The sequence below is a fragment of the Acidovorax sp. GW101-11A03 genome (assembly GCF_059424825.1).
This window is the reverse complement of record NZ_JBWKZU010000039.1, coordinates 23,525-36,764: the sequence shown is the minus strand read 5'-3', so window position 1 is coordinate 36,764 and position 13,240 is coordinate 23,525. Positions and strand designations below refer to the sequence as shown.

Annotated in this window: 7 protein-coding genes; 4 read left to right on the top strand and 3 right to left on the bottom strand. The window is 68.1% G+C overall.

Features of this window, described 5'->3' with window-relative positions; translation table 11 throughout:
- Nucleotides 1-45: 45 nt before the first annotated feature.
- Both AC07Z7_RS16485 and AC07Z7_RS16480 read right to left on the bottom strand, forming a co-directional pair.
- Entirely contained in the window at nt 46-795 is a 750-nt protein-coding gene (locus AC07Z7_RS16485; RefSeq protein WP_094285438.1) for a LytR/AlgR family response regulator transcription factor, read from the bottom strand.
- Nucleotides 792-2,060 carry a sensor histidine kinase gene (locus AC07Z7_RS16480; protein WP_494766927.1) on the bottom strand — a complete coding sequence of 423 codons (1,269 nt, stop codon included), beginning with the start codon at nt 2,058-2,060 and terminating at the stop codon, nt 792-794. The genes AC07Z7_RS16485 and AC07Z7_RS16480 overlap by 4 nt, the downstream gene beginning before the upstream one ends.
- Nucleotides 2,061-2,112: 52 nt before the next feature.
- Between AC07Z7_RS16480 and argH the strand changes: the two genes are divergently transcribed.
- From argH to AC07Z7_RS16465, 3 genes are all read left to right on the top strand, one after another.
- Entirely contained in the window at nt 2,113-3,585 is a 1,473-nt protein-coding gene (argH, locus tag AC07Z7_RS16475) for an argininosuccinate lyase (RefSeq protein WP_494766926.1), read from the top strand.
- A 176-nt stretch (nt 3,586-3,761) separates the two neighbouring features.
- Nucleotides 3,762-4,754 carry a Bug family tripartite tricarboxylate transporter substrate binding protein gene (locus AC07Z7_RS16470; protein WP_494766925.1) on the top strand — a complete coding sequence of 331 codons (993 nt, stop codon included), beginning with the start codon at nt 3,762-3,764 and terminating at the stop codon, nt 4,752-4,754.
- Nucleotides 4,755-4,871: 117 nt separating this feature from the next.
- Nucleotides 4,872-6,311, top strand: a complete 1,440-nt coding sequence (locus AC07Z7_RS16465) for a diguanylate cyclase domain-containing protein (RefSeq protein WP_094285442.1) — start codon at nt 4,872-4,874, stop codon at nt 6,309-6,311.
- 48 nt (nt 6,312-6,359) lie between these two features.
- On the opposite strand, the gene AC07Z7_RS16460 is transcribed toward AC07Z7_RS16465, so the two are convergent.
- Nucleotides 6,360-6,968, bottom strand: coding sequence for a hypothetical protein (locus AC07Z7_RS16460; protein WP_494766924.1), 609 nt, complete (start codon nt 6,966-6,968; stop codon nt 6,360-6,362).
- A gap of 277 nt (nt 6,969-7,245) precedes the next feature.
- On the opposite strand from AC07Z7_RS16460, the gene AC07Z7_RS16455 reads away from it, so the two are divergent.
- Nucleotides 7,246-13,230 carry an alpha-2-macroglobulin family protein gene (locus AC07Z7_RS16455; protein WP_494766923.1) on the top strand — a complete coding sequence of 1,995 codons (5,985 nt, stop codon included), beginning with the start codon at nt 7,246-7,248 and terminating at the stop codon, nt 13,228-13,230.
- The last annotated feature ends 10 nt before the right edge of the window (nt 13,231-13,240 follow it).

Genomic DNA, 13,240 nt, shown 5'->3' with positions numbered 1-13,240 from the left:
AAACGCATGATGGTCGCGCGGTGAGGCCTTAAAAGGCTATCCAACTTACCGCGCCAGCTCTTCCCGCACTGCCGCCACCTGCCTGCGCGACACCGCCAGCAGTTCGGTGGAGCCTTGCAGGCGCACGGCCCAGCCCTCGCCCTCCTCGGGGTCGTAGTGTTTCTCCAGCGCCCGCACGGCGCGGCGGGCCACCAGGGCGTTTCGGTGGATGCGCATGAAACGGGGGGCGAACTTGGCTTCGATCTCGCTGAGCGAGCCGTCCATGATGTAGCTGCGGGTGGGGGTACGCACCGTCACGTACTTTTGTTCGGCCTTGAAGTACAGCACCTCGGCCAGGGGCAGGCGCTCGGTGCGGCCCCGGTCCTGGATCAGCAGGGTTTCGCCTTCGGGCACGCTGGGCGCAGCCACTGGTGCTGGGGCGCGGGCATTGCGCTGCACCTTGGCAAGCGCCTGCTGCAGGCGCTCACGGCGCACGGGCTTGGTGAGGTAGTCCACGGCGTCCAGTTCGAACGCGCTCACCGCGTGGTCGGCATGGGCCGTCACAAACACCACCGCCGGGGGCTGGGGCAGGGCCTGCAGCGCATGCGCCAGCGACAGGCCGTCCTGCCCCGGCATGTGGATGTCCAGCAGCACCAGGTCAAACGCCCGCCCGCCCGTGGGGCCAAGCTGCGCCAGCGCCTCGCCCGCATTGGCCGCTTCGGCCACCGTGATGCGCTGGGTGTCCGTGCAGTCGGACAGCAAGGTGCGCAGGCGGCTGCGGGCCAGGGCTTCGTCGTCAACGATGAGGATGTTCATGGGCGGTCAAAGGGTGGGTGGTCGTCCAGGGGCGCATGCTCGTCAGGTGCGGGCACCGCGCCCCGGCGCAGCGGTGGCGCCCCCCGGCGCACGGGGTGCCGTGCGCGGGAGGGGGGGCCGGGGTTCTTTTTGGGCTCGGGCGCCGGCAGCGAGATGCGCACCTGGTAGAGGCCGTCCTGCACGCCCGCCGTGAATTCGCCCTGCACGTCGTGCAGCAGTGCCAGCCGCGCACGCACATTGGCCAGCGCAATGCCATGCCCCTTGCTGCTGCTCGCACCGCCGTCGTCCGGCGCGCCATGGCGGCCATCCTTGGGGGGCAGGGTGTTGGTGATGCGCACCACCACGCGGCTGCCGCGCAGCTCGGTCAGCACCCGCAGCTTGCCGCCGCGCGCACTGGGCTCCACGCCGTGTTTGACGGCGTTCTCGACCAGCGGCTGCAGCAGCAGCGGAGGCAGGCGGGCGGCGTCGGTGCGTGGGTCCAGGTTCCACTGCACCTGCAGGCGCTTGCCAAACCGTACCTCTTCAATGGCCAGGTAGCGGCGCGCGAGCGTGATCTCTTCGGCCAACGTGACCGATTCGCCTTGCTCCACCAGGGCCACGCGGAACAGGTCGGAGAGGTCTTCCAGCAGCGATTCGGCCTTGGCCGGTTCTTCGCGCACCAGGGCGATGGCGCTGTTGAGGGTGTTGAACAGGAAGTGTGGACGGATGCGCGACTGCAGCTCGGTCAGGCGCGCCGTGGTGGCTGCCGGGGTGCGTCCCCGTGCGCGCAGCACCAGCGCGGCCACCAGCATGGCGGCCAGCAGGGCGCCCGTGGCGGCACTGGCCAGCCAGGGGGGCGACGCAGCCATGCCCACCAGCGCCAGCATGCCGCACCCGTAAGCGCCGGCCAGCGCCCCCAGCAGCACACCTGCCGCATATTGCTGCGCGGTGGACAGGCGCTGCAGCACGGTCTTGAGGCTGCAGGCCGTGATCAGCCACACCAGCGTGGCGGGCAGTGCGCCGCCCGTGAGCAGCGCCAGACTGGCCAGCCACTGCAGCGGGCTGCTGGCGCCATACATGGCCCCTACGCCCACCACCGCTTCCACAAACAGCACAGCACGCAGCACCACACCGACCTGGCAGGCATCAAACACCAGGGCCCGACCGCGCGGCGGCTGCCCGCCTGGCCCGGCGCCCGCAGCGGCCCGCACGCTGCGCGCGGACCGTTCCGGAGGGGCAGAATCCGGCAGCGGGGGCTGGGTCGATAAAATTTGCGTGTTTTGCATTGCGGCGCCCGGGTAGTCCGGGTGTCTGAACTTCCGGATTATTGCCCTCCTTATGTCCAAAGCCCAAGCCACCAGCGCTGACTCTGCGCCGTCCCACAACCAGCTCGACACCAAGGCCCAGGCCTGGTCGGCGCTGTTCTCCGAGCCTATGAGCGACCTGGTCAAGCGCTACACCTCCAGCGTGTTCTTCGACAAGCGCCTGTGGCAGGCCGACATTGCGGGCAGTCTGGCGCATGCCGAGATGCTGGCGGCCCAGGGGGTGATCAGTGCCGAAGACCACGTGTCCATTCAGCGCGGCATGGCGCAGATCAAGCAGGAGATCGAATCCGGCGCCTTTGAATGGAAGCTGGATCTGGAAGACGTGCACCTGAACATCGAAGCCCGCCTGACGCAGCTGGTGGGCGACGCGGGCAAGCGCCTGCACACCGGCCGCAGCCGCAACGACCAGGTGGCCACCGACGTGCGCCTGTGGCTGCGCGGCGAGATTGATCTGATTGGCGACCTGCTGAAAGAGCTGCAGGTCTCGCTGGTGGATGTGGCCGAACAGAACGTGGACGTGATCCTGCCCGGCTTCACCCACCTGCAGGTGGCCCAGCCGGTGAGCTTTGGTCACCACATGCTGGCCTATGTAGAGATGTTCAAGCGCGACGCCGAGCGCATGGCCGACGTGCGCCGCCGCACCAATGTGCTGCCGCTGGGCAGCGCGGCCTTGGCCGGCACCACCTACCCGCTGGACCGCGAGCGCGTGGCAAAAACCCTGGGCATGGAGGGCGTGTGCCAGAACAGCCTGGACGCCGTGAGCGACCGCGACTTCGCGATCGAATTCACCGCCGCGGCCAGCCTGTGCATGGTGCACGTGAGCCGCCTGTCCGAAGAACTCATCATCTGGATGAGTCAGAACTTCGGCTTCATCAAGATTGCGGACCGCTTCACCACGGGCTCGTCGATCATGCCGCAGAAGAAGAACCCCGACGTGCCCGAACTGGCGCGCGGCAAGACCGGCCGCGTGGTCGGCCACCTGATGGGCCTGATCACGCTGATGAAGGGCCAGCCCCTGGCCTACAACAAGGACAACCAGGAAGACAAGGAGCCGCTGTTTGACACGGTGGATACGCTCAAGGACACACTGCGCATCTTCGCCGAGATGGTGGGCGGTCAGTTGAACCCCGCCACGGGCAAGAAGGAAGGCGGCATTACTGTCAACGCGCCCGCTATGGAGCAGGCCGCGCTCAAGGGCTATGCCACGGCGACAGACCTGGCCGACTACCTGGTCAAGAAGGGGCTGCCCTTCCGTGACGCGCACGAGACGGTGGCCCATGCAGTGAAGGCGGCCACCACGCACGCCTGCGACCTGTCAGAGCTGCCCCTGGCCGTGCTGCAGGGCTTCCACCCGGCCATCGAGAAAGACGTGTACGAGTGCCTGAGCCTGCGTGGTTCGCTCAACGCGCGCAACACGCTGGGCGGCACCGCGCCTGCGCAGGTGCGCGCCCAGCTGGCCCGCCACCGCGCACGCCTGGAAAAATGAGTCAACCCCCTGAGGCGCTGCGCGCCATCCCCCTTCTCTCGAATTGCTGTGCAATTCGGGAAGGGGGACGCAGCCAGCGCGGCGGGGCGGCCCTTGCGCGGCTGCCGCTGGCCTGAACCGTGCTTGTTGTACGGTCGCGCCCCGCAAACACCCCATTCAAATCAACGAGTTCCGCCATGACAAAGACTTCCCGCCGCAATCTGCTGTCCCGCCTGGTGCGCACTGGAGCCTTTGTGGGCGCTGCGCTGGCCGTGGGCCTGGCATCGGCCCAGTCGGCCAAGCCCATCCGCCTGCTGGTGGGTTTCCCGCCCGGTGGCGGCACCGACGCCATTGCGCGCACGCTGGCCGAAAAACTCAAGGACGTGCTGGGCCAGCCTGTGGTGGTCGAGAACCGACCCGGCGCGGGCGGCCAGATCGCCGCGCAGGCGCTCAAGGCCTCGGCGCCCGATGGCACCACGCTGTTCCTCACGCACGACCACACCATCTCCATCCTGCCCCAGGTGGTGAAAAACCCCGGCTTCGACCCCGCGCACGACTTCGTGGCCGTGGGCGGTTTTGCCACCTTTGTGAATGCGTTTGCCGTCTCGGGCGGTACGCCTGCGAAGTCGTTCACCGAGTACGTGGGCTGGCTTAAGGCGTCGGGTGGTGGCAAGGGCGCGGTGGGCATTCCCGCCCCGGCGTCCACGCCCGAGTTCCTGGTCAAGCTGATCGGGCAGAAGTACCAGCTGGACCTGGTCTCGGCGCCTTACCGGGGCAGTGCACCCATGATGGCTGACATGCTGGGCAACCAGATTGGTGCGGGCGTGGCCTCGGTGCAGGACTTCATGGAGAACCACAAGGCCGGCAAGGTGCGTGTGGTGGGCGTGCTGGGCACCAAGCGCCAGGCTGCCATGCCCGACGTGCCCACGTTTGACGAAATGGGCCTCAAGGGCTTTGAAGACCTGCCGTACTACGGCATCTATGCGCCCACCGGCACGCCGCAGAAGTTCATTACCGACTTCTCCAGCGCACTGGCCAAGGTGGTGGCCCAGCCCGATGTGCGCGACCACCTTACGGCCATGGGCCTCACGGTGGGCCATATGTCGCCCCAGCAACTGGCTGCGCGCGAGAAGGCCTACACCGAGGCCTGGGCGCGCATCATCAAGACCAGCGGCTTCGTGGCGCAGTAAGCAGGCGGGGCGGCAAGCCCCGCGCAAGCCGTGTTCGCTTATGCTGTGCCCGGCTTCCGCGCTCCGGGCGTAGTCTCGGTGTGCATGGGGCCGTTTTTTTGCACTCCTTCTTCCCCCATGCCCACCAGCCGCCTTCCTTCCAACTGGATCCAGCATCGGTACCTGCCCCTGGTGGTGGGGGCATGCAGCGGCGCGCTGGCTGCGCTGCTGGCCTGGGTGGTCATCGACATCTCGCACACCAAGGCGCGGGCCGAGATCGCGGCCCAGGCGCAAAGCCATTTGCTGCAGATCCGTGACCGGCTGGACCGGCAACTGCAAAGTACCCTGTCGGTGCCCGAAACGGTGGCCGCCTTCATCGCCGCGCAGGGCAGCATGGCGCCCGAGATTTTTGCCACCGTGGTCGGTCGCCTGCTGGAGCACCAGCGCAACATCCGCAATCTGGCGCTGGCGCCCGACAACGTGATCGCCGATGTGTATCCGCGCGTGGGCAACGAGCGAGCCATTGGTCTGCGTTACCTCGACAACCCCCAGCAGCGCGGGGCGGTGGAGCGGGCCATCCAGTCCCGCCGCACGGTGGTGGCGGGCCCCATCCCCCTGGTGCAGGGCGGGCTGGGCATCATCAGCCGCACGCCGGTGTTCCTGGCCCACCCGCCCGAGCGGCCGCCCGTGGGTGGGCCGCAGTACTGGGGCATTGTGTCGCTCACGGTCAATGCCGACACCTTGTTTGCCGATGTGGGGCTCAACACGGAGCAGATGGGTTTCCAGGTGGCGGCGCGGGGCCTGGACGCCATGGGGGCGCAGGGCGCGGTGTTCATTGGCCGCCCCCAGTTGTTTGACGAGGCGCCTGCCACGCTCGATGTGCCGCTGCCCGGGGGCGGCAGCTGGATCCTGGGGGCGGTGCCCAGCGGCGGCTGGGCGGCAGCGGGCCGTGCGCCCACGCTGGTGGTGATGCTGGCCTATGCATTTGCGCTGGTGCTGGGCCTGCTCAGTGCGCGGCTGGTGCGGGCCCACCAGCAGGTGCTGGCCCTGGCCAGCCACGACCGCCTCACGGGGCTGCCCAACCGGCGCCTGTTTGAAGACCGCCTCTCGCAGGCGGCTTTGGCGGCCTACCGCGACCACCGTGCCGGTGCGCTGTTGCTGGTGGATCTGGACGGCTTCAAGGCCGTGAACGACAGCCAGGGCCATGGCAGTGGCGACCAGGTGCTGGTCCGTGTCGCGCAGCGCCTGTCGGGTCTGGCGCGTGCTAACGACACGGCGGCCCGGCTGGGTGGGGATGAGTTTGCCCTGGTGCTCAACGCGGTGGATTCACCCGATGCGGCCATGGAGATGGCCCACAAGGTGCTGGCAGCACTGGTGGCGCCTATCGGGCTCGACAACGGTCAGCATGTGCTGATTGGCGCCAGCATCGGGGTGGCGCTGTTCCAGGGCCCGGCGGTGGAGGCGCTGCCTGCGCTGATGGACCGCGCCGATCGCGCGCTCTACGCCAGCAAACACGGCGGCAAGGGGCTGGCCACGCTGGCTGATTCCCCGGGGGGCGCCGCAGCGCAGCCGGGCTGACCCACGCGGGGCAGGGGGCCTGCAGGTCTTTTCCCCCTTGGTTTGTTTTCAGTGCAGGGCCGCTTGCGGCTCTGCCCGGGGCGTGCCACCCAGGCCATGCCCCATTTTTTTGCCCGCCTCGGGCGGTGGCAGCACGGCGGGCAGGCCCAGCGCCTGGATGGCCAGTTCGCGGTGCCAGCCCTGGATGTGGTGCAGGTGGTGCTCTTCGTTTTTCTCCACGGCCTTGTGGGCAGCCTTCAGCGTCTGGCCCACGTCGCCCACCGCCACCCGGGCCACCCGGCCCAACAACTCCCATTGGGCATGGTTGCTGGTTTCGGTGTGCAGCACACATTCGCAGGCCACCAGCTGGGCGGTGTCCGGGTCGCAAGTGCGCTGGGCCGTCCCGATGGCCTGCACCCATGTGTCGCCCAGCTGCCGCGTCACGGCCCGCGCGGCGGTGGGGGCATCCGGGTCCAGGCCCAGCGCGTCGCACATGCGGCGCACCACGCCCTGGTGCGCCTGGCTGTCCCGCAGGTAGCCTTGCCATTCCTTCTTCAGGGCCGGGAGGTGGGCGCAGGCGAGGGCGGCACGGTACACCCGCTCGCCCACCTGTTCGGTCTCCATCATCTGCAGCACCAGCTCGTCCAGTTGGTGGCTGTCGTAATGCACGCGGTTCATGGCATCTCCTTACAGTGGATTGGCGTGGGCCGCGCTGGGCTGGGCGAGGGCCGCGCAACGCAGCAGCTTGGAACAGGTTTTTTGCCAGTGTGCGCACTTTGGGCGGGCCTGTCCATGGGGGACAAAGCCCGATGGCAGCCTGGCCGTCGGCATACGTAAGCGCTTGCAACGCTGCGCTGGCGGCGGTGCCGTTTTGTTACGCTCGCAGGTCGTGCAATTCCCCTTCCCCGCGCGGGGCCACTGGGGACGTCCGCCCTGGTTCCTTCGGAGGGGAAAAATGAACAAAAAACAATGGATGCTGGCGGCCAGCCTGTCGCTGGTGGCCTGGGGGGCGCAGGCCCTGCAGATCAGCAGCTTTTCGCCGCAGGGCGAAGTGGCGCAGGTGCGCCAGGTGGTGGCCAAGTTTGATGCCGCAGCCGTCAACTTTGGCGATCCCAAGGCTCCGGCGCCACTGACCCTGAGCTGCAGCGACGCCAGCGCGGCCAAAGGCACGGGCCGCTGGACGGGCGAGCGTGAATGGGTGTTCGACTTCGAGCGCGACCTGCCGCCCGGCGTGCGCTGCACCGCCACCGTCAAACCAGGGTTCAAATCGGCCCTTGGGGCTGATCTGGCGGGCGTTAAAAGCTATCAATTCAATAGCGGTGGGCCGTTTGTGCAGGTCATCCGCCCCAACACCTACGAACAGATCGACGAAGAGCAGTTTTTTGTGCTGCAGCTCAATGGGCCTGCCACCACGTCCAGCGTCCAGTCCAATGTCTGGTGCACGATGGAAGGCGTGGGCGAGCGCGTGCCGGTGCGTTTGATCGAAGGCGCGCAGCGTGCCGAGATACTAAAAACGCTGGGGCTGGAGAAAAGCGCGGCCAAGGAGCCACTGCAGTACGCCACGCTGGCCTGCAACCGGCGCTTCACCTCGGGTTCGCGCATGCAGATCGTGTTTGGCAAGGGCGTGGCCACGCCCAGCGGCGTGGCCAACACGGTGGAAAAGCGCTTCGACTTCAAGGTGCGCGAGCCGTTTTCGGCCGAGTTCAGCTGCGAACGCGAAAACGCCCAGGCCGCCTGCCTGCCCATCCGCCCGCTGCAGCTGTCCTTCAACACGCCGGTGCCGCGCAGCCTGGCCACGGCCATCCGCCTCAAGTCGGCCAAGGAAACCCTCAAGCCCCAGACCGATGGCGGCATCGAAAGCCAGAAGGGCGATGCGCTGGTCAACAGCGTGCAGTTTGCCGCGCCCCTGGCCGAAAACACGGCGTTCACGCTGGAGCTGCCCAAGGACTTCAAGGACGCCTCGGGCCGCCCGCTGCGCAATGCCGAGAGTTTCCCGCTCAAGGTGTCCACCGGCGGCATGCCGCCCCTGGCCAAGTTTGCGGCGGCGCCGTTTGGCATCGTCGAGCGTTTTGCCGAAGGCCCCGCGTCGGACAAGCCCCCCGCATTGCTGCCGGTGACCTTGCGCAATGTGGAAGCCGCCCTGCGCGTGCAGGGCCTGCAGCCGGGCACCCCCGGTGCGGCCGCCCCTGCGGGCAAGGTGAGCACGCTCCAGCCCGGCACCGACGCCGAGATCATTGCCTGGTTCCGCAAGGTCAAGCGCTATGACAACTACCTGGTGGACCGCAAGCAGGCGCGCCAGGACGTGACCGGCCCACTGCCCAAGGTGCTGGACGACGACCGCAGCCATGTGCAGAGCCGCATGGTGTCGCTGCTGGCAGGCAAGGGGGGCGTGAAGACGCTGGACCTGCCCAAACCCGCGAACAACGACCCGCGCCCGTTCGAGGTGGTAGGCATCCCGCTGCCGCCCGGCTTCCATGTGGTAGAGATCGCGTCGCAAAAGCTCGGCGCCTCGCTGCTGGACGACCGCCACGGCGAGGGCCGCACGATGTATGTGCGCACCTCGGCGCTGGTGACCAACCTGGGCGTGCACTTCAAGCTGGGCCGCGAGAACGCCATGGCCTGGGTGACCACGCTGGACAAGGGCCAGCCCGTGCAGGGCGCCCAGGTGCGCGTGTCCGACTGCCGGGGCAACGAGGTGGGCAGCGCCACCACCGACGCCCAGGGCGTGGCCCGGATCGACGGGCTGTCGTCCCAGGCGCCCACCTGCAGCGGCGACGACTGGACCCAGGCCTACTTTGTGAGCGCGCGCTCCAAGGGGGCCGACGGGGTGGAGGACATGGCCTTCACCTGGAGCGACTGGCAGCGTGGCATCGAACCCTGGCGCTTCAACGTGCCCACCCACACCGGTCCGCGCCCCACCGAGCGGGCCCACACCATCTTCGACCGCACGCTGTTCCGTGCGGGCGAAACCGTGTCGATGAAGCACCTGCTGCGCACCGAAACCCGCAGGGGGTTTGGCCTGCCCGACGCGCGGCCTGAAACCCTGGTCATCACCCACCTGGGCAGCGGCCAGCAGTTCACCCAGCCGCTGGCCTGGCGGGGCACCGCCACCGGTGGCCTCAGTGCCCAGAGCAGTTTTGCCATTCCGCCCGCCGCCAAGCTGGGTGTGTACCAGGTGGAGTTGCGCAACGATGCGGACAATGAACGCAGCTTCGGCTCGGGCGAGTTCCGGGTCGAGGAGTTCCGCCTGCCGGTGCTGGAGGGCCGCATTGCGCCCGCCGACAAGAAGGCGCTGGTACGAGTCCGCTCGGTGCCCACCGATGTGCAGATCAACTACGTGGCCGGTGGCGGCGCAGCCCACCTGCCGGTGCGCGTGTCGGCCATGGTGCGCGGCAAGACCCTGCAGTACAGCGACTACGAGGCGTTCAGCTTTTACCCGCCGCGCAAGCGCCATGCGTCCAATGCCAGCAGCGACGATGAAGAAGCCACTGCCAGCCAGGACGCTCGCGTGATTGCCGACAAGCTGCCGCTCACCCTCAACAAGGACGGCGCGGGCAAGCTCACCATCGACAACGTGCCCCAGGCGCGCCAGCCGCAGGAACTGGTGATGGAAGCCACCTACGCCGATCCCAACGGTGAGGTGCAGACCCTCCGCAGCGTGCAGGCCCTGTGGCCTGCGGGCGTGGTGGCAGGCATCAAGACCGAGGGCTGGGTGTCGGCCCGCCAAAAGATCCGCTTTCAGGCGCTGGCGCTGCAGCACGCGGGCAAACCCGCACCCGACACCGCGCTCCAGGTGCAGGCCATTGCGCGCATCACCACCACCACCCGCAAGCGCATGGTGGGGGGCTTCTACAGCTACGACAACCAGACCGAAACCAAGGACCTGGGCACGCTGTGCAGCGGCAAGGCCGACGCACGCGGTCTGCTGCTGTGCGAATCCAAGCTCGATGAACCCGGCGAGGTGGAGCTGGTGGTGACGGCCACCGACAAGGACGGCAACACCAGCGTGGCGGCCTCGTCGGTGTGGGTCACACGCCAGGGCGAGCTGTGGTTTGGTGGCGAAGACCACGACCGCATCGACCTGCTGCCCGAGAAGAAGAGCTACCAGCCGGGCGAGACCGCCAAATTCCAGGTGCGCATGCCGTTCCGCTACGCCACGGCGCTGGTGGCGGTGGAGCGCGAAGGCATCATCGACACGCAGGTGGTGCAGCTCAATGGGCAAGACCCCACGGTGAGCCTCAAGATCCAGCCCGAGTGGGGTCCGAACGTTTACGTGAGCGTGCTGGCCCTGCGCGGCCGCCTGCGCGAAGTGCCGTGGTACAGCTTCTTCACCTGGGGTTTCAAGTCGCCGCGCGAATGGTGGACATCCTTCTGGTACGAAGGCCGTGAATACCAGGCGCCCACCGCGCTGGTGGACCTCTCCAAGCCCGCCTACCGCCTGGGCCTGGCCGAGATCCGCGTGGGCACGCAGGCCCACCAGATCGATGTGAAGGTGCAGGCCGACAAGGAAAGCTATGCCGTGCGCGGCAAGGCGCAGGTCACCATCACCGCCACGCTGCCGGGCGGCAAGCCCGCCGCGAATGCCGAAGTGGCCGTGGCCGCCGTGGACCAGGCGCTGCTGGAGCTGATGCCCAACAACAGCTGGAACCTGCTCGAAGCCATGCTCCAGCGCCGCAGCTGGGGCGTGGAGACATCGACCGCGCAGATGGAAATCATCGGCCGCCGCCACTACGGCAAGAAGGCCGTGCCCGCAGGCGGTGGCGGCGGCAAGGCGCAGACGCGCGAGCTGCTCGACACGCTGCTGCTGTGGCAGCCCGCCATCCAGCTCGACGCCAACGGCCAGGCCAAGGTGACGGTGCCGCTCAACGATGCACTCACCACCTTCAAGATCGTGGCCGTGGCCGATGCGTCCACCGGACTGTTCGGCACCGGCAGCACCAGCATCCGCGCCACGCAGGATTTGCAGATCATCAGCGGCCTGCCGCCCCTGGTGCGCGAGGACGACCAGTTCCGCGCCCAGCTCACGCTGCGCAACACCACCAAGGCCGCGATGAAGGTCGAGGTGGCCCCACGCGCCACCCTGCTGGACCTGAAGCCTCAGACGGTGGACATCCCCGCCGGTGAATCGCGCGAGGTGGCGTGGACGGTGACCGCACCCGCCCAGCTCGCGCAGACCCGCGCCCAGGCCATCCTGTGGGAGATCGAAGCCAAGGACACCGTGAGCGGCGCGCGCGACGCGCTCAAGGCCAGCCAGAAGCTGATCCCGGCCGTGCCGCTCACCGTGCAGCAGGCTACGCTGGTGCAGGTCGATGGCAGCTTCAACCTGGATGTGAACCCGCCCGCCGATGCGCTGCTTGGGCGCGGCGGCCTGAAGATGTCGCTGCAGCCCAAGCTGGCCGAAGGCCTGCCCGGCGTGCGCGACTGGTGGGCGCGCTACCCCTTTGCCTGCCTGGAGCAAAAGACCAGCAAGGCCGTGGGCCTGCGCGACGGTGCGCTGTGGCAGACCGTGGTGGCGCAACTGCCCACCTACCTGGACAGCGATGGCCTGGCCAACTACTTCCCGCCGCGCGATGGCGACAGCAACCGGGGCAGCGACACGCTCACGGCCTACGTGCTGGCTGCCACGCACGAGGCGGCCGCCATCAACCCCGCGTTTGCGCTGCCCGACGACGTGCGCGCACCCATGGAGCGCGGTCTGATCGCCTTCATCGAAGGCCGCATCGAGCGCAGCTTCTGGAGCCCGCGCAAGGACCTGGACATGCGCAAACTCGCCGCCATCGAGGCGCTGTCGCGCTACGGCAAGGCCCAGGGCCGCATGGTGAGCAGCATCACCATCGCGCCCAACCAGTGGCCCACGCATGCGGTGATCGACTGGGTGAATGTCCTGAAGCGCGTGGCCGACGTGCCCCAGCGCGACCAGCGCCTGGCAGAGGCCCAGCAGATCCTGCGCGCGCGCCTGTCGTTCCAGGGCACCAAGCTCATCTTCAGCACCGAGCAGGACGACTACTGGTGGTGGCTGATGCAAAACGGCGATGTGAACACCGCGCGCCTGATGCTGGCCGTGATGGACGACCCGGCCTGGAAGGACGACATGGGTCGCCTGGCCAACGGCTTCATCAGCCGCCAGCAGGCGGGTGCCTGGCATACCACCACGGCCAACCTGTGGGGCGGCCTGGCGCTGGAAAAATTCAGTGCCAAGTTCGAGGCCGTGCCGGTGTCCGGCACCACCAAGGCAAGCATGGGTGGCAATGCTGCCAGCGTGGACTGGAGCAAGGTCGAGCGCGTGAAGACCAGCGACCTGACCGGTGCGCCCCACCAGGTCACCTGGTTTGGTGCGCCCGCATCGCCGGGCAACCTGAAGAACAACGGCATGTTCCTGCCCTGGAGCAAAACAGGTGGCAAGGAGCAGCTCGCCGTCACGCACCAGGGTCCCGGCAAGCCGTGGCTCACGCTGCAGTCGGTGGCGGCTGTGCAGCTCAAGGCGCCGTTTGCAGCGGGCTATGCCATCACCAAGACCATCACGCCGGTAGAGCAGGCCAACAAGTCGCTGCCCGCAGGCCAGTACACACGCGGCGACGTGTTGCGTGTGACGCTGGAGGTGAACGCCAGCGCCGACATGACCTGGGTGGCCATCACCGACCCGATCCCGGGCGGTGCCACCATCCTGGGCAGCGGCCTGGGCCGCGATTCCGCCATCGCCACGCAGGGCGAAAAGGCGCGCACCGGCCCCGGCTGGCCCGCGTTCGAGGAGCGCAGCTTCGAGTCCTTCCGCAGCTACTACGAGTACCTGCCCAAGGGCACGGTCAAGATGGAATACACCGTGCGCCTGAACAACGTGGGTGACTTTGCGCTGCCGCCAAGCCGGGTCGAGGCGATGTACGCGCCCGAGATGTTTGGCGAGTTCCCCAACGCTCGGGTGAAAGTGGAGGCGGCCCGGTAGGCCGCAGCGC

Coding starts and splice junctions, on each gene's coding strand:
- AC07Z7_RS16485 (WP_094285438.1), bottom strand. CDS start 795: ATGAACATCCTCATCGTTGACGACGAAGCCCTGGCCCGCAGCCGCCTG.
- AC07Z7_RS16480 (WP_494766927.1), bottom strand. CDS start 2,060: ATGCAAAACACGCAAATTTTATCGACCCAGCCCCCGCTGCCGGATTCT.
- argH (WP_494766926.1), top strand. CDS start 2,113: ATGTCCAAAGCCCAAGCCACCAGCGCTGACTCTGCGCCGTCCCACAAC.
- AC07Z7_RS16470 (WP_494766925.1), top strand. CDS start 3,762: ATGACAAAGACTTCCCGCCGCAATCTGCTGTCCCGCCTGGTGCGCACT.
- AC07Z7_RS16465 (WP_094285442.1), top strand. CDS start 4,872: ATGCCCACCAGCCGCCTTCCTTCCAACTGGATCCAGCATCGGTACCTG.
- AC07Z7_RS16460 (WP_494766924.1), bottom strand. CDS start 6,968: ATGAACCGCGTGCATTACGACAGCCACCAACTGGACGAGCTGGTGCTG.
- AC07Z7_RS16455 (WP_494766923.1), top strand. CDS start 7,246: ATGAACAAAAAACAATGGATGCTGGCGGCCAGCCTGTCGCTGGTGGCC.